This is a genomic window from Rhodococcus sp. NPDC056516, assembly GCF_042794655.1.
Taxonomy (GTDB): domain Bacteria; phylum Actinomycetota; class Actinomycetes; order Mycobacteriales; family Mycobacteriaceae; genus Rhodococcus_F.
Genome location: NZ_JBHTTG010000005.1, coordinates 576,672 through 594,841, shown reverse-complemented (window position 1 = coordinate 594,841; position 18,170 = coordinate 576,672). Strand labels below are relative to the sequence as shown.

Genomic DNA, 18,170 nt, shown 5'->3' with positions numbered 1-18,170 from the left:
GGCGCGAACCTCGCCGGCGCGCATTTTGTTCTGTGAAGCTCAGTTGTGAAACCGATCAGCCTGCGGACACCGAGCGTCCGGCCGACTTCAGGTCGTTGCACGCCTCGACGACGCGAGCCGTCATGCCTGCTTCGGCCTTCTTGAGGTAGCTGCGCGGGTCGTACGCCTTCTTGTTTCCGACCTCGCCGTCGATCTTGAGGACGCCGTCGTAGTTGGAGAAGAAGTGTCCGGCAATCGGACGGGAAAACGCGTACTGGGTGTCGGTGTCGACGTTCATCTTGACGACGCCGAAGTTCAGCGAGTCCTCGATCTCCGACTTCAGCGATCCCGATCCGCCGTGGAAGACGAAGTCGAAGGGCTGAGAGCCGGCGGCCAGGCCGAGCTTGGCAGCGGCAACCTTCTGGCCCTCTTCGAGAACCTCGGGCTTGAGCTTGACGTTGCCCGGCTTGTAGACGCCGTGGACGTTGCCGAAGGTGGCAGCGAGCAGGTACTTGCCCTGTTCGCCGATGCCCAGAGCGTCGACCGTCTTCTCGAAGTCTTCGCTCGAGGTGTAGAGCTTGTCGTTGATCTCGGCCTCGACGCCGTCTTCTTCGCCGCCGACAACACCGATCTCGACCTCGAGGATGATGCGTGCAGCCTTCGAGAGGGCGAGCAGTTCCTTGGCGATGGCCAGGTTCTCGTCGATCGGGATGGCCGAGCCGTCCCACATGTGCGACTGGAACAGCGGGTTACGGCCCGCGTCGACTCGCTCCTGCGAGATCGCGAGCAGCGGACGCACGTAGGTGTCCAGCTTGTCCTTCGGGCAGTGGTCGGTGTGCAGCGCGATGGTGACGTCGTACTTTGCCGCGATCACGTGTGCGAACTCGGCGAGCGCAACAGCGCCGGTGACCATGTCCTTGACGCCCAAACCGGAACCGAACTCGGCGCCGCCCGTCGAGAACTGGATGATGCCGTCACTGCCGGCGTCCGCGAAACCCTTGATGGCTGCGTTGATGGATTCGGAGCCGACACAGTTGATGGCGGGGAAGGCAAAGGAATGCTCCTTGGCCCGACCAAGCATCTCGGCATAGACCTCGGGAGTTGCGATAGGCACGGCGGGAGTCCTCCATATACGTGTCGTTCGGAGCGCTCGTCGATGTGAAAGCGCTTCGTGTGGTCCTAGCAGTATGGCAAGTCCTACTCGCCACGTCTCTTTGCGGTCTCGGCCGTCGTACAACCCCGGCATCAGCCACCGAGACCGACGCGATTACCTGCGGGGGTGGGAAACACTCAGATTCGGCCGGTACTCTGGCCTCCGTGAATGTGCTGGCAGCAACTGAATCCGTGACCAATCTGGCCTTGCTGCCGGACTTCCTCGATCCCGTCCATCTCCTGAACTCGTTCGGGACCTGGTTCTTGCTGGGTCTCCTCCTGGTCGTCTTCATCGAATCAGGGCTGTTGTTCCCGCTGCTCCCGGGTGATTCGCTCCTGTTCACGGCCGGTCTGGTTGCAGCGGCAGGTTCCGGAGCCAGTGAGGTCGAAGGATTCGCACCACTGTGGCTGCTGCTCCTCACCATTCCGATCGCCGCGATTCTTGGCGATCAGGTGGGTTACTACATCGGCATCAAGGGCGGTACGGCTCTCTTCAAGAACAACGACGCGCGCATCTTCAAGAAGAAGTACATCGACGAGTCGCATGCGTTCTTCGAGAAGCACGGCCCGATCACGATCTTCCTGGCACGCTTCGTTCCGATCGTGCGCACGTACGCTCCGCTGGTCGCCGGTGCCTCGCGCATGAAGTATTCGGTCTTCCTGACCTACAACATCGTCGGCGGCATCGTGTGGGGTGCAGGCGTCACGCTCCTCGGCTACTGGCTGGGGCAGATCGGCTTCATCCGTGACAACATCGACATCATCTTCATCGGCATCGTTCTGGTGTCGGTTCTGCCGATCATTTTCGAAATCGGAAAGCGACTTTTGTCGTCGAGACGCAGTGAACCGGCGAATACTTCCACTACGGATAATTCGACGGTGACAGTCCCCGAAGACCCCACCCCCTGATTGCAGAACGAGGCGAAGAACTGACGACGATGACGCTCGCATCCGGCAGTTTCTCCCCGCTCGAGACTGCCGGGCCTCTGTTGGTCTGGATCATCGTCGTCACGTTCGTCTTCATCGAGTGCGCGATCATCCTCGGATTGTTTCTCCCCGGTGATTCGCTACTCATCACAGCCGGAATCGTTCTTGCCGGCCACGAGTCCGGTGCAGGCCACGTGTGGGCGTTGTCGGTGGGCGCGATGATCGCTGCCATTGCCGGCAACCAGGTCGGGTACGTCATCGGCCACCGGACGGGCAACCACATCAAAGCCCGTAAGGGCGGCAAGTACTTCACCGAGAAAAACCTGCATCGCGTCAACATCCTGTTGGAAAAACACGGGTTCTGGGCGGTCCTGATTGCCCGCTGGGTTCCGTGGGTGCGCACCCTGTGCCCGATGGTCGCGGGCGCAGCCAAGATGAACCACACGCGCTACACCATCGCGAGCACCATCGGCGCGATCATCTGGGCGCCGGTGCTTTTGCTGCTCGGTTTCTACGGAGGCTCGTTCCTCGATCGTGTCCCGTGGTTGCTGCCCGCCGTACTGATCGTGATGATGGTCAGCTTGGTCATCGGTACCGCGTTGGGCATCTGGCAGTACCGCAAGGAGATGGCCCGTCCGGCCGAAGACGTCGAGGTCGAAGAGGTCCTCGACTAGAAGCTGTCTGCTCAGTGCAGGTGGCTCTGGTCCCACGCCGGCAGCGGGTCCTCGTAGCGAGTCCAGGCCCGCGGTCCTTCGCGTAGTTCGTCATCGGTCAGCAGTGCCGGATCGAGGATTCGTGACGGCGCCGCCGGGTCGAGTTTCACTCCGATGAACACGATCTCCTGCCCTGGCACCTCCGCCGCCGACGCCCACAGTTGAGCCGGTTCGATGACGAGGTTGGGGCCTGCCTGCGACCAGATCGCGGCGAATTCGGGCCGACTGGCGATCCAGCAGAATCCTTTGCTTCGCAAGAGGCCGGCGAATTGACCGAGCGCAGCCTCGAGCCTGGCCGGATGAAAGGGGCGCGAGGCGCGATACGTGACGCTGCGTATTCCGTATTCCTCGGTTTCCGGGGTATGCCCACCGGCCAGTTCCTCGTCCCAACCGGGTACCTGCGCAGCCAGTGCCGGGTTGTAGAGACCGGTTTCGAGGACGCGATCGAGGGTGACTTTTCCGTGGTCCGTCCGAATCAGTTGAGCGGTGGGGTTTAGCCTGCGGAGCGTTGCCTCGACGGTTCCTGCCGCCCGCGGGCTCACCAGGTCGGTTTTGTTCAGCAAGACGACGTCGGCGAACTCCACCTGATCGACCAGGAGATCGGAGATGCTTCGTCCGTCCCCCTCCCCGGCTTCGAGGTTGCGCTCGTCGAGTCGTTCGCCTTTGGCCAGTTCGCCGAGGAAGGTCGACGCATCCACCACGGTCACCATCGTGTCGAGCTTCGCGAGCGAGCCGAGGCTGAAGCCGTCCTCGAATTCCCAGTCGAAGGTGGCTGCCACCGGCATCGGTTCGGAGATGCCGGTGGACTCGATCACCAACTGATCGAACCGTCCTTCTCGCGCCAGAGCTCCGACGGCGTCGATCAGATCCTCACGCAGCGTGCAGCAGATGCATCCGTTGGTCAGCTCGACCAACTTCTCCTCCGTGCGATCGAGGTGGCCCTGGCCCGCGACGAGGGCCGCGTCGATGTTGATCTCGCTCATGTCGTTGACGATGACGGCGACGCGTCGACCGTCACGGTTGGCGAGGATGTGGTTGAGGAGTGTGGTCTTGCCTGCGCCCAGAAATCCGGACAGCACAGTTACCGGTAGCTGCTTCATCCCTTAATGATAACCGTTGTCGTTATCGACAACGTGAATCGGGCCTACTGCACTGCGGACGCACTACCCGAGAACTGGCTCTCGGGCCTCGGCAAACCGAAATGATCGCGAAGCGTCGTACCCGAGTATTCGGTCCGGAACAGCCCGCGATCCTGCAGGATCGGGACCACGCGCTCGGCGAAGATCTCGAGTCCACCCGGGTAGTACGGCGGCATGACGTTGAATCCGTCGGCAGCACCGCTGGTGAACCACTCCTCGATAGTGTCGGCCACCTGCTCGGCGGTTCCGGCGAACACCCGATGTCCGCGAGCACCCGCCAATCGATGAAGCAGGCCACGAACCGTCGGACGCTCGCGCTCGACGATGCCGGCGATCACCTGCAATCTGCTTTGCTTGTTGTCGGTGACATCGCCTGCAGCCGCGAACAGTTCGACGGGAACCGGTGCATCCAGTTCCAGATTCCGAACATCGGTCCCGGTGAGTGCACCGAGTTGCGCGAGCCCGTACTCCGGCGAAGTCAGCTCGTTGAACTCCCGTTCGAGCGCCTTGGCCTGCTCCTCGGTGTCACCGATGAACGGGCTGATTCCGGGCAGGATCTTGACGTGATCGGGGTTGCGGCCGAACTGAGCAGCCCTCGACTTGATGTCGGTGTAGAACGCCTGAGCGTCGGAAAGTCTTTGGTGCGCTGTGAAAATCGCCTCTGCGTACTGACCGGCAAACGCACGACCGTCGTTGGACGCACCGGCCTGCACCAGCACCGGGTATCCCTGCGGCGTTCGCGGTGCGTTGAACGGTCCCCGCACCCGCAGATGCCGCCCGACGTAGTTGATCTCGTGAATCTTGTTTCTGTCCGCGTAGATTCCGCTCTCGCGGTCCAGACTGATCGCGTCGTCCTCCCAGCTGTCCCACAGCCGCACCACCGCGTCGACGAATTCCCGTGCACGCGAATACCGGTCACCGTGGTCCGGATGCTTGGCCAGCCCGAAGTTGGCTGCCGCCAGATCGGTGCCGGTGGTGACGATGTTCCACCCCGCGCGTCCGTTGGAGATGTGGTCGAGCGAGGCGAACAGCCGAGCCAGGTTGTACGGCTCGTAGTACGTGGTCGACGCCGTCGCGATCAAACCGATCCGCTCGGTCGCCACTGCAATGGCTGTCAACAAGGTGATCGGCTCCAACGTCCCCGCGGGACCGTGCTCGACGTCGCTGCGCAATGCCGGACCGTCGGCGAAGAAGATTCCGTCGAACTTAGCCGCCTCGGCGGTACGCGCGATCTCCTGGAAGTACGTGACATCGAACAGACGCTCAGGAGTTGTCCACGGATGCCGCCATGCCGCTTCGTGATGGCCGGCGGGGTGAATGAACGCGTTGAGGCTCAATTGGCGCGAGGAATCAGACATGCCTGAATGCTGGCAACAACCACCTTCCTCCGACAGGGTTACGGTTCGTGTGATTCCAACTCCGAGTGGGCGCTCGGTATCGTCGCATTGGTGACCTGTGTAGTTGAAGCCGAGTTCGTACCGTCTCTGAGGACATCACCCGTTCTTCGGCAATGGTGCGAAGTGTTCTCCGAAGGCCAGCGTCACCTTTCCGGAGCGTCGCCCACAGCGACCGCGCTGGCGAAAATGATCGAGACCGAAGACGATTCGGTCGACGTGTGGCGTTGGGTCGCACGCGACGCCGGCACCGACGAGGTTCTCGGCATCGCCCAGGCGCGAAGAAATTCAGCGGAAGCCGATCTCGCGGAGTTTCGGATGTACGTGAGTCCCCATGCGCAACGACGAGGAGCGGGACGGGCACTTGCCGAACTCGTCGAGGCCGACATCGCCGGGTACGGTGTGCGCAAAATCAGAGTGACTGCGCGCACGGGAAGTGCAGCCGAACACTTCCTGCAGCAGTTCGACAGCCATCGCGTGCTGCTTCGACTGGCCAACCAGGTTCAGCACCTCAGCCCTCCCACCGCAGACAGCACCCGCCCCGGCTATCGAATCGTCAGTTGGCGCAACCGAACCCCGGACGAATTTGTCCACTCTTTCTCGGAGGCATTGAACCGACTCCTCGACGCACCGGGCGCCGGACTGCAGATGCCCGAACGTAATTGGGGAGTCGACGAGCTCAGATCGTGGGAACGGAAGATGACCGGTGGCTCTCAGGTGCTCCTGGTGTGCTGCGCGGTCGACGACGCCGTCGGCGAAGTAGCCGCAGCGACAGTGGTGACGGTGGACGAAAATGACAGCACCCACGCTTCGCAGCACGACACCGTGGTACTCCCCCGACACCGCGGGCACGGTCTCGCTCAGTGGGTCAAGGAGCAACAAGCGTGTGTGTTGGCAGCTGAATTTCCTTTGCTGAGAGAGATTTACACAACGGTGAACGCGGAAAACCACCCGATGCTGACCGTCAATCGGAGACTGGGATACCAGACCGTTGCGGAGCGAATCCTGGTGGAGATTGCATCGCACACGCCTCGGTGACGACCTTCCTCCACAGGTCCGGGTGAGACTGCCAGAAGTTGTGTGCAACACCGTCGACGACCCCGAAATGAGCGTTCGGCACGAGCGCGGCCAATTGCTGCAACGGCCATGACGGGCGAATGTCGTCGGCCGCCGCGAGAAATGTCATGGGCACGGGTGAGTCGGCCAACTGCCGAAACAGCTGAGGTTCATGGATCCATTCGATGAACGATTCTTGAAGCGATTGCCAGACACCAGGTTCCCAAGGTATCTGCGGGTCCGGCTCGATCCCCGCTTCGTACTGCTTCGACCAGTGCCGGTCCTTGTGGAGGCCGTGCCCCGCGATTCCGACGACACTGGACACCGATTCCGGGCAGTCGAGTGCGTACCGCACAGCCAAGTCGGAGCCCCAGGAGTGACCCAGTACTACCCAGCTGTCGATCTCGAACGTGTGCCGGACCAGTTCGAGGTCCGCAACAGCCTGCGCCATCGTATGAGCGCCGCCACCGGACCGGCCTACCCCGCGCGGCTCAGGGCACCACGCACGCATTCCTTCAGGAAGCAGCGCGTCGTGAGCAAGATAGTGAACGCATCCCGGCCCGCCGGAGAGAATTAGAACGTCCGACCCTGACCCACCGACGTCGATGTGAAGACGAACGCCGTCAGTGTCGATCACGTGCCGGGATTCCATGACGGAGAACCCTAACGCTTACGGGGGTATCCCGCCGCCGAGACGACAAATGCCGCTTCCATCAGCATCCACCCGCCCACCTGCACCGAGAGGTCTCGCTCGGGCACACTCGACGAGCGCACCGTCCCGGCGGCGAAGGTGGCGATGTCGCCGGACAGACTCGGCAACTGAGCATCCTTGGTCCAGTCGTGCCCGAACAGCGGCAGGCCTTCGATCTGCAGTCTGTTGTTCCAGGCAGCTTCCGCGGAGGACAGAACGATCTGCGCTGCAAGTTCTCGCGCTCGCAGGTCCTCGTGGGTCTCCCACGACAGGTTCACCACCACGAACGCGAGGTAGCGAGCCAGGATCGCGTTGAACAATCCGCCGTCGCCCCCGCCACCGCCCGTGATGACTCCGTACTCGGTCATGCCGTCGTACACGGCGTCGACCAGCTTGTGGACTCGCTCGCGGTGACGCGGTTCGCCCAATCGCGTCGACAATTCGGTTTCCAACCCCAGCGTGACGCCCTGACAGTACGAGTAGATCGCGCGCTCGAGGGTGCCGTCGCGCCGGATACCGTCGAAGATCAGTCCGGAGTCCGGATCCCGCAGCGTCTCGTCGATCCAGTCGGCTGTTGCCTGCGCACGCCAGAGTTTTCCGGTGCGCGCCAGCATGATTCCGGCGGGCCCGTTTGCCGGGGTGTTGTAGAAATCGGAGCCCTTGCACCACGGAATACCGCCGCCGTCGGCCGGGGACCACGAATCGAAGAGCTGCGATTCGAGCGCCTGGACCGCAGTCCGGTGATCGACCGAGAACATGCGTTGAGCACGTTCGAGGGATAGACCAAGCCATGCCATGTCGTCGTAGTAATTGTTGGTCCACGCCGAGACGTTGCGGACCCGCACACTGCGGGCAACCTTCGCCACCCGGCGACGACGCTTGGGTGTCGGGTCACGTTCGAGTGCGTCGATTGCAGTGTCGAGCAGGTGTGCTTGCCACCAGTAGTGCCACGGCTTGAACATCCGCTCGCGCCGAACTGCAGGCCAGGCAACCACGCCGAGTGCTGTTCGGGGCATCCCCCACAGGCGCCGAAGGTGACGACTGACTATCGCGCCCTCAGCCGCATCGGCTCGCTCTGCCCACACTTCCTGCATAACTATCTATCCTGTCTGGTCGAGGCGCTACGCGCTAGCCGGAATACGTGAGCGGGATCAGCGGGAATCGGCGAGATCGGCGTGCTCACGGACCCACGCGTGCATCGCGATGCCGGCCGCGACTCCGGCGTTGATGCTGCGAGTCGAACCGAATTGTGCGATCGAGACCGTCATGGACGCAACCTCTTTCGCGTGTTCGGTCACCCCAGGCCCTTCTTGGCCGAACAGCAGGATGCACTCTCGCGGCAGGCTGGCAGTCTCCAGCGGCACCGACCCGGGAGTGTTGTCCACGGCCACGATCGTGAGTGAATTCTCACGGGCGTACTCGACGAGCTCGCCGATGTCGGCGTGGTGAACGATGTGCTGGTATCGATCGGTCACCATGGCGCCCCGCCGATTCCAGCGCCGACGCCCCACGATGTGAACAGCGGCTGCGGCGAACGCGTTGGCTGTGCGGACCACCGTGCCGATGTTGGCGTCGTGCGCGAAGTTCTCGATGGCGACATGCATGGTGTGACGACGCGAGTCGATGTCCTCGACTATCGCTTCCCTCGTCCAGTACCGGTACTCGTCCAAGACGTTTCGACGATCACCCTCGGCCAGAAGTACCGGGTCGTAGCGCTCGTCGGTGGGAGGTTCCGTGTCGTGCTCCTCGGTCCACGGCCCCACGCCGTTGGGGTTCTCGCCCCACTCGGTGGGTCCCGGTTCGCCGGCCCCGCCGGAAACATCTTCGGCAGCGACTTCGGTCATCAGAACACCTCGTTGGAATTTGCAGCCACCGTGAAGCCGTGCGTGGTCTGATCGTTGACACACGAGACGTCTGTCGCGGTGGTCGTGCAGGTGAAACCCAGTTTGCTCAGCGGTTGGCCGGCCGCCAACACCGGATCGGCGTCGGGGCCGCCGGACGTGTACACCTCACCGCCCGAACACATGAAAGCACCCTCACCCTCGTCGGTGACGCGAATGCCGTTGCCCCAATTGACCATGCAACTCTCCGGTCGCGGCGGAACCGGGGTGGTCGTACCCTCGCACCCGGCTTCGATTCTGGTGGGCAACTTGATGATGCCGCACTGGAAGTTCCCGTCGGGAGTGGTGAAGTAGTACGACTCGTTGCGCTCGAACTGCACGTCCGTCAGCGTCGTCGTCGGCGGTGGTGTCGTGGTCGGAGGTTCGGTGGTCGTGGTGACGACGGGAGCGACGGTGGTTGTCGTCGTCGGCACCGCGGTCGTGGTGGCCGAACTGGGCTGCGCCGCTACCGTCGGCGCTGAATCCGCCTCGCCGCCGCACCCGGCAAGCAAGAGCACCGACCCGACACTCAACAACACGAACCCCACCCGAACACGAACCACCCGAATACCTCCACACACGTCACTTTGGCCCCGCAACAGCCGACAGTGCACTCTATCGTGTGGCCGACTAAGTGCTGGTGACGCGCTTGTTCATCAGCCGTGAGAGCCACGCGGGCGAGAACCGCGACGCACTGAGGAAGAGCTTCGCCTGAGTTCCGACCGGGTAGTGAACCTTGTGGATGCGTCCGGCGCCGCGCGTGGCCGCCCACAACTCCTGGGCGACGTCGGTGGCGGTGAGTTTGATGCCCAACGATCTGGTGGCACCGGTGTCCATTCCCGTGACCATCGCCGTCTGGACGAACAGGGGCCAGAGGGCGAGTACGCGGATGTCGTGCTGCGCCCATTCAAGATCGAGCGCCTCGGTCAAGCCGCGGATCGCGAACTTGGTGGCGCCGTAGGTCGCGAGTTCGGGTTGGCCGTAGATCGCCGAGGCGGAGCACAGATTGACCACCTGCGCCCCGGCGGTATCGCGGAGGTACGGAAAAGCCGTGTGCGTGCCGTTGAGGGTGCCGGTGACATTGATGTCGATCATTCGGCGATGTGCCGCAAGAGAAATGTCCTCGAATCTTCCCGAGGAGAGCACGCCCGCGTTGTTGACCAGGATGTCCAGACGCCCTGACTCCCCGGCAAATTCGGCCAAGCACTGCGCCCAGCCGAGCGGATCCGTGACGTCCAGGACTCCCGTCACGACGCTGCCACCGAAACCGTCGATCTCGGCCTTCAAGGAGGCAAGGCCGGCGTCGTCGATGTCGAACGCACCGACGCGGTATCCGTTGCGCGCGAACAACAGCGACGTCTCCCGCCCGATTCCCGCCGCAGCACCGGTGATGAAGACGTTCGGTTCGCTCATGCGGTCAGGCTATCCTGGATGTGGAGGAAATCTGATGAATCACCGTCGCGTCGTACACACCGTGTGTTTCATTGCGGTGGGGTATCTGATCGTGCTCGCGGTGTGGCTCGGATGGCTGGTCGAGCACACTCCCCCTGGCACTCTGCCCTATCAGATCGGCGGACTGCTCGCCGCTTTCGGCTCGGTTCTCGGATTCGGAATGGCCTGGGCCAACCGCCCGACCCGCGCCGAACGCAAACTCGAAAAGCACGGCCTCGAAGGATGGGCACGAATAGACACGGTCACTCCCCTGCGCCGAACCGTCGACGGTGAATTGGCCAAACTCGCACTTCATCTCACGGTTCCGGGCTCCGACTCGTACTCGGGCCGGATCGAATACGAGATCCGACCCGAGTACAAAGACAAGATCACTCCCGGATCCACGGTCACCGTCCTGGTGGACCCGAAGAACCGAGACCGAATCATGCTGTGCCCGTGAAAAACTAGACGCTCTTCTTGCGTCCCAGCGCCAACATGCCCTCCACCAGCATCAACTGTGCGCCCGCGTACGACGCCAAGATCACGCCCTCGGCAGCGGCGCGGCTCGCAGTCCCGCGAATGAACAGTCGACGAACCACGATCAGTCCGTCGGACGCGGTGAAGAGCACTCCGCCCAAACCGAGCCAGGAGCGTCGATCCTTGTTGGGAACGACCAGGTCGAGCACGGCCTTCGCCTGCGGCGCCAGAGCTGGGTCCGCCGACAACGTCGAGGTGGTTCCCAACATCAATCCGTATCCGGTCAGCGGCGTCGACACGCTCGGCGCCTTGGCACGGAGCAGACCGGACGCCGTCGACCAACCGCTGATGCGGGGCCGAAGTGCAGCGCGGGTCGGGCGAGCGCCGCGGCGCAGCAGGAGCGCTGAGTAACTTGCCTGCATCACCGCGAACGACGACGCTCCCTTGATCAGGCGGGCGTCGTTGTCCGGGTCGATCATGAACACGTCGCCGACGGTTGCAGCGGCGAGGCCGGCCAGAAGCAGTGCGGTATCGGCGGTTTCCGTCTCCGAACGCTTGCGCAGCACTCGGGCAGCCAGGGCGGGTGCGATCAACGGCTTCGCGATCTGCTGAACCCGCTCGTTACCGACTACTGCCCCGGCCACGGTCGCTGCCGTCGCCGCCGCAAAAACTGCGTGCTCGATGCCCCACTTGCCCGCCATCACAATCCTCCTGTTGGTTACACGTCCAACAGCGACCGTACTGGGTCACTCAAGCGGCATCGCCGGATTTGACGTCCGCGCCGTAGACGTCGACGTATTCCTGCCCCGATTGCTCACAGAGCACCGTCATCAATTCGTCCGTCGCCGCGCGCACGACGGCCTGGTAGCCACGAAGTTCGCGATATCGCGAGAAGTCGATCGGCTCCCCTACCGTGATCCGGACCTTGCTGAAGCGCCACATCCGCGTACCCGGCGGGTTGACGGCGTCGCCGCCGTGCACGACGACGGGAATGACCGGCGCCCCGGTTTCCAGGGCGACACGAATCGCTCCGGTCTTTCCCTTGTACAGGCATCCGTCGGGTGATCGTGTTCCCTCGGGGTAGATCCCCCAGACGCCGCCCTTGTCGAGAATCCCGATGGCCGTGTCCAACGCCGCACGGGAGGCGTCGGCGCCGCTACGGTCGATCGGCACCTGGCCTGCACCGCCGAAGAACCAGCGCTGCATCGCGCCCTTCACACCGGTCCCGGTGAAATATTCGCTCTTCGCGACGAAGGTGATGCGTCGGCGAACCATGAGAACCAGGAAGAACGAGTCGACGACTGCCCGATGGTTTCCCGCGAGAATCACCGGCCCTTTCTTGGGGATGTTGTGCTGGCCCTCGATCGTCGGTCGCCCGAACACCCACAGGACGGGGCCGATCAGGACGAATTTGAACAACCAATAGAGCACTGGGCATCACCTCTCTGCACATCACCGAGAACCGTCTCCACACGCGGGTAGACACTGTCTACGTCCGCAATAGTAGACACTGTCTTCTATGACCGTCATCAGCCTTCGCGAAACGCTCGTCGCCACCGGCGTCGAGATTCTCGATGCCGACGGCCCCACGGAACTGACGCTACGGGAGATAGCGCGTCGGGCGGGCGTGTCGCACGGAGCCCCGCGGAGATACTTTCCGACGCACAACAGCCTGCTCGCCGCGATCGCCTTCCATGGGCTTGTCGACCTCACCGACAGGCTCGATCCCATCCTCACCGGCAAACAATCGGCACGCGACCGATTGATCTCGGCCGCAATCGAATACGTGTCATTCGCCCAGGAGCGGCCGGCGATGTTCGAGTTGATGTTTCGCCACGATCTCCTCGAGGGTGCGGGCAGCAACCTTCGAGAGTCCTCACTCCCCCTCTTCACAGCTCTCCGGACACTGACCGAAGCGGCAAAAGCGTCCGATCCCACTACCTCCGCACTGAGCATCTGGACGGGAACCCACGGCGTCGCAGTGCTGGCGGCAAATCGAAGCCTCGCGCTCGTCGCCCCAGACTTCGACATCGCCGCGCTGGTCACCGCGACCGTGACGGATCATCTGCCACACACTCGTTGATTTACATAGTTAACCTATGCAATAATATTTCTCGTGGCAGATGACCAGCAGCAACTGCATGACCTACTCGTCGACCTCGTGAGCAATACGCACCGCTTCGCGAAGCTGGCAGGCTCGTTCGCGTCCGATCAGTACCCACGCGCCTGGCTGCGCGCACTCTCACTCCTCGAGGAGTACGGCGAAATGCGGATCAGCGATTTCGCCCGCCTCGACAGATGCTCGCAACCTTCCGCCACCGCGCTACTGCGCAAACTCGGCGAACACGGTTACGTCGAACGCCGCGCCGACCCGGAGGACGCCCGGGCAGTGCGAGTCGCCATGACCGACAAGGGGCGAAAGATCCTGAACGAAGGCCGAAACGAGATCGCCGACGCCCTCGTCCCCCACTTCGTCGAGCTCGAGCCCGAACAGATCAAGAAGCTGGCTGACGGATTGGCCGAATTACGTTCCATCATCAAAACTTCCGATCCCAGCTGAAATACCCACCACTGAAAAAGGAGGTGGCCGTGAGCAACACGACCGCGACATCAACGCACCAGAACGAGGCTCCGCCGAGCCTCCTGAAGCAACCGAAAGCGGTGTGGGCGGTAGCCTTTGCCAGCGTCATCGCCTTCATGGGCATCGGTTTGGTCGACCCGATCCTCAAGCCGATCGGTGAACAACTCGACGCCACACCGTCCCAGGTTTCACTCCTGTTCACCAGCTACATGCTCGTCACCGGCGTCGCGATGCTCATCACCGGTGTGGTCTCGAGCCGCATCGGCGCCAAGAAGACGCTCCTCGTAGGCCTCGCAATCATCATCGTGTTCGCCTCTCTTGCAGGCGCTTCCAGCACCATCGGGCAGATCGTCGGATTCCGTGCAGGATGGGGACTCGGCAATGCGCTCTTCATCGCAACGGCACTCGCGGCCATCGTCGGCGCGGCCAGTGGCGGTGTCGCACGCGCGATCATTCTCTACGAGGCCGCATTGGGTATCGGCATCGCGGTCGGACCGTTGGTCGGCGGGGTTCTCGGTGACATCAGCTGGCGCGCACCGTTCTTCGGCGTCGCAGCCCTGATGGCGGTTGCCTTCATCCTCATCGTCGTGATGCTTCCCAGCGCACCCAAGCCAGAACACCACACGTCGATCGCCGCGCCCTTCCAGGCGCTGCGACACCGCGGACTACTCACCGTCGCCATCACCGCGCTGCTCTACAACTACGGATTCTTCACCCTGCTCGCGTACACCCCGTTCCCCCTCGACATGGGGGCGTACGCGATCGGATTCATCTTCTTCGGCTGGGGTCTGATGCTGGCGATCTCGTCGGTCTTCCTCGCCCCACGCCTGCAACGTCGCTTCGGCACACTGCCGATGATGATGCTGGCACTGACACTGTTCGCACTCGACCTGGGCATGATGGCTCTCTTCACCGAGAACAAGATCGTTCTGATCGTGGGCGTCGTCCTCGCCGGATTGTTCCTCGGCGTGAACAACACACTCATCACCGAGACCGTCATGATCTCGGCTCCCGTGGAACGGTCGACTGCCTCGGCCGCTTACAGTTTCGTTCGATTCGTCGGCGGAGCCGCAGCCCCGTGGGTAGCCGGCAAGCTCGGCGAATCCAATGTCCACATGCCGTTCTGGGTCGGCGCGGTTCTCACCCTCGCCGCCGTGTTCGTCCTGTCGAGCGGACGCAAAGTCCTCGCTCACGTCGACGACCACGATCCCGCGCCGCACAGCGTCGACGAAGCACTCGCCGTAACCGTCGGCGACTAACCCCCTGTGAGTGGTTGAGGAGTGCAGGGACTCCTTAACCACTCACGGGCGTCAGCTCAGGTTCAGATCTTCCAGGCCCAACAGCGAGCGGTACTCGACGCCCTCGGCACCGATCACCGCGTCCGCACCCGTCGCACGATCGACGACCGTCGCAACTCCGACCACGGTGGCCCCTGCTTCGCGCAGGGCCTTCACTGCCGTCAACGGCGAATTGCCCGTCGTGGTCGTGTCCTCGACCACCAGGACGCGCTTGCCGACGATGTCCGGGCCCTCGATCTGACGCTGCATCCCGTGCGCCTTGGCAGCTTTCCGGACGACAAACGCGTCGATCGGGCGTCCGGGAGCATGCATCACCGCCATCGCAACCGGATCGGCGCCCATCGTCAAACCGCCGACAGCGTCGAAATCCCAGTCCGCGACCAGTTCACGCAGCAGCGAGCCGATCAACGGCGCTGCCTTGTGATGGAGTGTCGCGCGGCGAAGGTCGACGTAGTAATCGGCTTCCTTGCCCGAGGACAACGTCACCTTCCCGTGTACAACAGCCAATTCGCGCACCAGCGCAGCCAAATCCTCACGATCGCTCATGACTGCTCAGCCTACCGACCACTGCCTTGTGTTCAGCTTCTGCCTCTGGGCTACGTCCGGCTTCCGCCTCTGGGCTACGTCCGCCCGCGGCCTCGTCCGACGATGTTGGTCAGCCGGCGAACCAGCCCCTTGGGAACGAGACGCCCGGCCGTCGTGAGGACCTTGTACTGGAATCCCGGAATACTGATGACCTTGTCGTCACCGAGATCCTTCATCGACGCCGCAACCACCTGGTCGACGCTCAGCCACATCGGCTTGGGGATCGTGGACATCTCGATGCCCGCGCGCTCGTGGAACTCGGTGCGAATGAAGCCCGGGCACAGCGCCTGCACGCGCACTCCCGTCCCGGCCAACCCGCCGGACAGCCCTTCGGTGAACGAGATGACATAGGCCTTGCTTGCCGAATACGTCGAACCGCGGCCGGAGAGCAGGCCCGCGACGCTTGCAACGTTGACAATCGTTCCGTGCGCCGACGCAATCATGCTGGGCAGCGCCGCGCGAGTCAGCCGCATCACGGCGGTGACGTTGACGTCGAGTTGCGACTGCAGAAGCGCCGGATCTGCGGTCCAGAACTCGCCGGAGGTACCGAATCCGGCGTTGTTCACCAACACCTCGACGCCCTTCTCGAGGCGCAGCGCGACCGATTCGCGTCCGGCCTCCGATGCGAGATCGGCAAGCAGAATCTCGGACTCGGTGCCGAACATCGTCTTCAACTCGGACGCGAGGTCGTGCAATCTGACTTCGTCACGCGCGACGAGAACCAGGTCGTATCCGAGGGAAGCGTATTTCTTGGCGAAACCGGCGCCGAGACCAGAAGTAGGTCCGGTCACCAGGGCAACGGGGCGCACAGGGCGATCCGAGTGGGAAGTCGACATACCGGCCACGCTAGTGGTTATTGCTACTGGACGGGAACCTGAAAGGTCAGTCGACCGGACGGATTGTGCCCGAGCGCTGCGACGCCGGACGCTGAGCCGGCTTGTCAGCCGCCTCGGGCTTGCGCAGCGACTGGTCCTGACGTGGCGCAGATTCACGCGGTCCGGACTCACGCGGCGAAAATTCACGCGGCGCAGCTTCACGAGGCGGCTGCTCCTGACGCGTACGGGGCTGCTCTACCGGATCCGGAGTGGGGCGAGACTTCTCGGCGCCCGGCCGCGGGCGGCTCGGATCGTGATCGACCTCGAGTTCGTTGGGATCCGTGACCGGGGGCAGTACATGCAAAATGCCGGACAGGCGCGCAACCGACTCGATTGCAGCGTCCCAATCCCGGCCGTTGCTGGTCACCGGGAGCGAACCGAGCGTCCACTGCCCTTCGCTCCACAGCATGCTGATCGACGGCGGAACGGATTCGGTGAACGCCACCATGCGCTGATCACAGACGCGACGAGCAATCTCGAGGTCGGTTGCAAAAACCACCCGGGAACCGATCGCACCCAGCAAGTTCAGGTCGCCGTCCTTGGGCGGAGCCGTCGACTTCAACCGAAGATCGATGTCGACGTCCGACCCGATCTCGCGGCGAACGGCCACGATGGTTGCGGTCTCTTCCAGGTCGAACAGCACGAACTGCTCGCCGCGACGGCGGCCGCGGACGACGTCGGTGGCAGTCAGGTAGTCCTGCTTGGCCATGACCGCGCGGTGCCATTCGCCTGCCAGCTGATCATCAGTGGCCGTGTACGTGTAGCCCTGCGCCTTTGCCCAGATCTGGCGCACTCGCCCCGATTGATCTCGCCTCGTCCTGTCGACGTACAGAAGCGCACCCGCGCCTGCGAGTGCAATTACTGCCAGTCCGAACCACATTCCAGTCATCACCCTCCAGGGTAGCGACTCACGGCCTCAACCTCCCGCGACACCCTGGTGGACTCGCCCGATGTGTCGTGAACGACTCAGTTGCCGAACTTCGGCAACGACGTACTCAGAATCGTGTTCGCGGTCATCGTGCCGTTCTCCACCGGAGTTCCGTCGACGACGATGTTGTCTCCCGGTTGCAGATCGGCGATGGTCGCGCGGTTGAGCGCGATGAGCGTGGTGTCCGAGGTGGTCAGGACCGTCACCTGCGAGCCGCCGATCGAATCGATGACCAACGTGCCGCCGTCGTTCGACTTCACGGTGCCGACGGCTCCCCCGGCGTCACCGATCACTTCGCCGAGCCCGCCCGGAAGCTGGCTGAGCGGGGAATCCGTCGTCGGAGTCGGCGCAGTTGTGCTCGCCTTCGGCGGTGTGGTGGTCGGTGCCTGCGTCGTGGTGGTCGGGGGGACGAAAGCGGTCTGGGTGCCCTTGTCGTTCGAACCGAACGCCGAGAACGCGATGATCGCGATCACGGCGACGAGGATCCCGACCACGCCGGCGGCCACCCACGTCCCGAGCTTGCGCTTCTTGCCACCTCCGGGCGACCCGTCTTCGATGAACGGCTGTTCCGGCGGAACTCCACCGCCGCCCCCGGCAACCGGGTACTGCTGTGTATTTCCGTACTGCTGCGTGTTCCCGTACTGCTGGGCCGTGTAAGGCGGATAGGCCTGCGTCGCACCGGGCGGCGGTGCCTGCGGATCGAACTGCGGGTTGTAGGCGGGAAAGGCCTGAGTGGGGTTCGGCTGCTGCCCCTGCTGACCCAAGTACTCCGTGTTCTGATCCGGGCCACCGTAGGGATACTGCTGTGCCCCCGGATACTGCTCTGCCCCCGGCTGCTGACCGAAATACTCCGTCGGCTGGTTCGGATTCGACGGGCCGGACACCGTCCCGTATTGCTCCGTCGGCTGGTCGGGCGTACGCCCCCACACCTCGGTCGCCTCGGGATCCTCACGGCGCGGCCCACCCGAATTGCGCGGATCGTTCTGATCGGTCATGCCTGGCTCACCTTCGGTTAGGACGAAAGAGCGTCGAAGTCGTTCGGAGAGGCGCGGGTGCAGACTTCC

The 18,170-nt window shown here is 63.3% G+C and carries 21 protein-coding genes; 7 read left to right on the top strand and 14 right to left on the bottom strand.

The genetic code is table 11. From position 1 onward, the window contains the following. Positions 1-55: 55 nt before the first annotated feature. Complete coding sequence (fbaA, locus tag ACFQ6Y_RS18625; protein WP_021343256.1) at positions 56-1,093, bottom strand: class II fructose-bisphosphate aldolase; 1,038 nt, start codon at positions 1,091-1,093, stop codon at positions 56-58. A gap of 203 nt (positions 1,094-1,296) precedes the next feature. Between fbaA and ACFQ6Y_RS18620 the strand changes: the two genes are divergently transcribed. Together ACFQ6Y_RS18620 and ACFQ6Y_RS18615 are read left to right on the top strand one after the other, a co-directional pair. Continuing rightward, positions 1,297-2,040: a VTT domain-containing protein gene (locus tag ACFQ6Y_RS18620; protein WP_378536116.1), complete on the top strand. Its 744-nt coding sequence runs from the start codon at positions 1,297-1,299 to the stop codon at positions 2,038-2,040. A 29-nt stretch (positions 2,041-2,069) separates the two neighbouring features. Then, a complete protein-coding gene (locus tag ACFQ6Y_RS18615; RefSeq protein ID WP_003944306.1) occupies positions 2,070-2,732 on the top strand; it encodes a DedA family protein in 663 nt (220 codons plus the stop codon). An 11-nt stretch (positions 2,733-2,743) separates the two neighbouring features. Here ACFQ6Y_RS18615 and ACFQ6Y_RS18610 read toward each other — a convergent pair whose 3' ends face one another. Beyond that, entirely contained in the window at positions 2,744-3,871 is a 1,128-nt protein-coding gene (locus ACFQ6Y_RS18610) for a GTP-binding protein (RefSeq protein WP_378635642.1), read from the bottom strand. 44 nt (positions 3,872-3,915) lie between these two features. Next, positions 3,916-5,268 (bottom strand): LLM class flavin-dependent oxidoreductase, encoded by a 1,353-nt coding sequence (locus ACFQ6Y_RS18605; protein ID WP_378548566.1) that lies wholly within the window; start codon positions 5,266-5,268, stop codon positions 3,916-3,918. A 6-nt stretch (positions 5,269-5,274) separates the two neighbouring features. On the opposite strand from ACFQ6Y_RS18605, the gene ACFQ6Y_RS18600 reads away from it, so the two are divergent. Beyond that, positions 5,275-6,342 (top strand): GNAT family N-acetyltransferase, encoded by a 1,068-nt coding sequence (locus tag ACFQ6Y_RS18600; RefSeq protein ID WP_378635637.1) that lies wholly within the window; start codon positions 5,275-5,277, stop codon positions 6,340-6,342. Here ACFQ6Y_RS18600 and ACFQ6Y_RS18595 read toward each other — a convergent pair. The 5 genes from ACFQ6Y_RS18595 to ACFQ6Y_RS18575 form a co-directional block, all read right to left on the bottom strand. Continuing rightward, entirely contained in the window at positions 6,269-7,012 is a 744-nt protein-coding gene (locus ACFQ6Y_RS18595; protein ID WP_378635632.1) for an alpha/beta fold hydrolase, read from the bottom strand. The two genes, ACFQ6Y_RS18600 and ACFQ6Y_RS18595, sit on opposite strands and share 74 nt — an antisense overlap. Before the next feature lie 11 nt (positions 7,013-7,023). Next, the gene (locus tag ACFQ6Y_RS18590) at positions 7,024-8,145 is read right to left on the bottom strand and encodes a glycoside hydrolase family 76 protein (RefSeq protein ID WP_003944321.1); all 1,122 of its coding nucleotides are present in this window, start codon (positions 8,143-8,145) and stop codon (positions 7,024-7,026) included. Between the two features lie 57 nt (positions 8,146-8,202). Further along, positions 8,203-8,895 carry a TrmH family RNA methyltransferase gene (locus ACFQ6Y_RS18585; RefSeq protein ID WP_378536107.1) on the bottom strand — a complete coding sequence of 231 codons (693 nt, stop codon included), beginning with the start codon at positions 8,893-8,895 and terminating at the stop codon, positions 8,203-8,205. Continuing rightward, entirely contained in the window at positions 8,895-9,494 is a 600-nt protein-coding gene (locus tag ACFQ6Y_RS18580) for a DUF6636 domain-containing protein (RefSeq protein WP_378635628.1), read from the bottom strand. The genes ACFQ6Y_RS18585 and ACFQ6Y_RS18580 overlap by 1 nt, the downstream gene beginning before the upstream one ends. A gap of 67 nt (positions 9,495-9,561) precedes the next feature. After that, positions 9,562-10,344 carry an SDR family oxidoreductase gene (locus ACFQ6Y_RS18575; protein ID WP_378536103.1) on the bottom strand — a complete coding sequence of 261 codons (783 nt, stop codon included), beginning with the start codon at positions 10,342-10,344 and terminating at the stop codon, positions 9,562-9,564. A gap of 34 nt (positions 10,345-10,378) precedes the next feature. Between ACFQ6Y_RS18575 and ACFQ6Y_RS18570 the strand changes: the two genes are divergently transcribed. Then, positions 10,379-10,822, top strand: coding sequence for a hypothetical protein (locus ACFQ6Y_RS18570; RefSeq protein ID WP_378448530.1), 444 nt, complete (start codon positions 10,379-10,381; stop codon positions 10,820-10,822). Positions 10,823-10,826: 4 nt separating this feature from the next. Here the strand turns inward: ACFQ6Y_RS18570 and ACFQ6Y_RS18565 are convergent, their stop codons facing one another. Together ACFQ6Y_RS18565 and ACFQ6Y_RS18560 are read right to left on the bottom strand one after the other, a co-directional pair. Then, complete coding sequence (locus tag ACFQ6Y_RS18565; RefSeq protein WP_378635625.1) at positions 10,827-11,540, bottom strand: lysoplasmalogenase; 714 nt, start codon at positions 11,538-11,540, stop codon at positions 10,827-10,829. A gap of 49 nt (positions 11,541-11,589) precedes the next feature. Then, positions 11,590-12,270: a lysophospholipid acyltransferase family protein gene (locus tag ACFQ6Y_RS18560; RefSeq protein ID WP_378448531.1), complete on the bottom strand. Its 681-nt coding sequence runs from the start codon at positions 12,268-12,270 to the stop codon at positions 11,590-11,592. A gap of 88 nt (positions 12,271-12,358) precedes the next feature. On the opposite strand from ACFQ6Y_RS18560, the gene ACFQ6Y_RS18555 reads away from it, so the two are divergent. Genes ACFQ6Y_RS18555 through ACFQ6Y_RS18545 form a run of 3 tightly spaced genes read left to right on the top strand, consistent with a single transcriptional unit; the run spans position 12,359 to position 14,679 of the window. Beyond that, positions 12,359-12,922 (top strand): TetR/AcrR family transcriptional regulator, encoded by a 564-nt coding sequence (locus ACFQ6Y_RS18555; RefSeq protein ID WP_378635622.1) that lies wholly within the window; start codon positions 12,359-12,361, stop codon positions 12,920-12,922. A gap of 33 nt (positions 12,923-12,955) precedes the next feature. Further along, entirely contained in the window at positions 12,956-13,399 is a 444-nt protein-coding gene (locus ACFQ6Y_RS18550; protein WP_378536093.1) for a MarR family winged helix-turn-helix transcriptional regulator, read from the top strand. Positions 13,400-13,422: 23 nt separating this feature from the next. Next, complete coding sequence (locus ACFQ6Y_RS18545; RefSeq protein WP_378536091.1) at positions 13,423-14,679, top strand: MFS transporter; 1,257 nt, start codon at positions 13,423-13,425, stop codon at positions 14,677-14,679. A gap of 51 nt (positions 14,680-14,730) precedes the next feature. On the opposite strand, the gene pyrE is transcribed toward ACFQ6Y_RS18545, so the two are convergent. From pyrE to ACFQ6Y_RS18525, 4 genes are all read right to left on the bottom strand, one after another. Beyond that, positions 14,731-15,264, bottom strand: a complete 534-nt coding sequence (pyrE, locus tag ACFQ6Y_RS18540) for an orotate phosphoribosyltransferase (RefSeq protein ID WP_003944385.1) — start codon at positions 15,262-15,264, stop codon at positions 14,731-14,733. Between the two features lie 74 nt (positions 15,265-15,338). Continuing rightward, complete coding sequence (locus ACFQ6Y_RS18535; RefSeq protein WP_378635619.1) at positions 15,339-16,139, bottom strand: SDR family NAD(P)-dependent oxidoreductase; 801 nt, start codon at positions 16,137-16,139, stop codon at positions 15,339-15,341. Between the two features lie 46 nt (positions 16,140-16,185). Beyond that, positions 16,186-17,058: a hypothetical protein gene (locus ACFQ6Y_RS18530; protein WP_378635717.1), complete on the bottom strand. Its 873-nt coding sequence runs from the start codon at positions 17,056-17,058 to the stop codon at positions 16,186-16,188. Between the two features lie 86 nt (positions 17,059-17,144). Next, a complete protein-coding gene (locus ACFQ6Y_RS18525; protein ID WP_378536087.1) occupies positions 17,145-18,101 on the bottom strand; it encodes a hypothetical protein in 957 nt (318 codons plus the stop codon). Between the last annotated feature and the right edge of the window lie 69 nt (positions 18,102-18,170).

Excerpts from the sequence above, each read along its gene's own strand:
- ACFQ6Y_RS18575 (WP_378536103.1), bottom strand. The coding sequence starts at position 10,344 with ATGAGCGAACCGAACGTCTTCATCACCGGTGCTGCGGCGGGAATCGGG.
- ACFQ6Y_RS18590 (WP_003944321.1), bottom strand. The coding sequence starts at position 8,145 with ATGCAGGAAGTGTGGGCAGAGCGAGCCGATGCGGCTGAGGGCGCGATA.
- ACFQ6Y_RS18570 (WP_378448530.1), top strand. The coding sequence starts at position 10,379 with ATGAATCACCGTCGCGTCGTACACACCGTGTGTTTCATTGCGGTGGGG.
- ACFQ6Y_RS18600 (WP_378635637.1), top strand. The coding sequence starts at position 5,275 with ATGCTGGCAACAACCACCTTCCTCCGACAGGGTTACGGTTCGTGTGAT.
- pyrE (WP_003944385.1), bottom strand. The coding sequence starts at position 15,264 with ATGAGCGATCGTGAGGATTTGGCTGCGCTGGTGCGCGAATTGGCTGTT.
- ACFQ6Y_RS18535 (WP_378635619.1), bottom strand. The coding sequence starts at position 16,139 with ATGTCGACTTCCCACTCGGATCGCCCTGTGCGCCCCGTTGCCCTGGTG.
- ACFQ6Y_RS18585 (WP_378536107.1), bottom strand. The coding sequence starts at position 8,895 with ATGACCGAAGTCGCTGCCGAAGATGTTTCCGGCGGGGCCGGCGAACCG.
- ACFQ6Y_RS18565 (WP_378635625.1), bottom strand. The coding sequence starts at position 11,540 with ATGGCGGGCAAGTGGGGCATCGAGCACGCAGTTTTTGCGGCGGCGACG.
- ACFQ6Y_RS18605 (WP_378548566.1), bottom strand. The coding sequence starts at position 5,268 with ATGTCTGATTCCTCGCGCCAATTGAGCCTCAACGCGTTCATTCACCCC.
- ACFQ6Y_RS18615 (WP_003944306.1), top strand. The coding sequence starts at position 2,070 with ATGACGCTCGCATCCGGCAGTTTCTCCCCGCTCGAGACTGCCGGGCCT.
- ACFQ6Y_RS18525 (WP_378536087.1), bottom strand. The coding sequence starts at position 18,101 with ATGACCGATCAGAACGATCCGCGCAATTCGGGTGGGCCGCGCCGTGAG.
- ACFQ6Y_RS18555 (WP_378635622.1), top strand. The coding sequence starts at position 12,359 with ATGACCGTCATCAGCCTTCGCGAAACGCTCGTCGCCACCGGCGTCGAG.
- ACFQ6Y_RS18595 (WP_378635632.1), bottom strand. The coding sequence starts at position 7,012 with ATGGAATCCCGGCACGTGATCGACACTGACGGCGTTCGTCTTCACATC.
- ACFQ6Y_RS18530 (WP_378635717.1), bottom strand. The coding sequence starts at position 17,058 with ATGTGGTTCGGACTGGCAGTAATTGCACTCGCAGGCGCGGGTGCGCTT.
- ACFQ6Y_RS18610 (WP_378635642.1), bottom strand. The coding sequence starts at position 3,871 with ATGAAGCAGCTACCGGTAACTGTGCTGTCCGGATTTCTGGGCGCAGGC.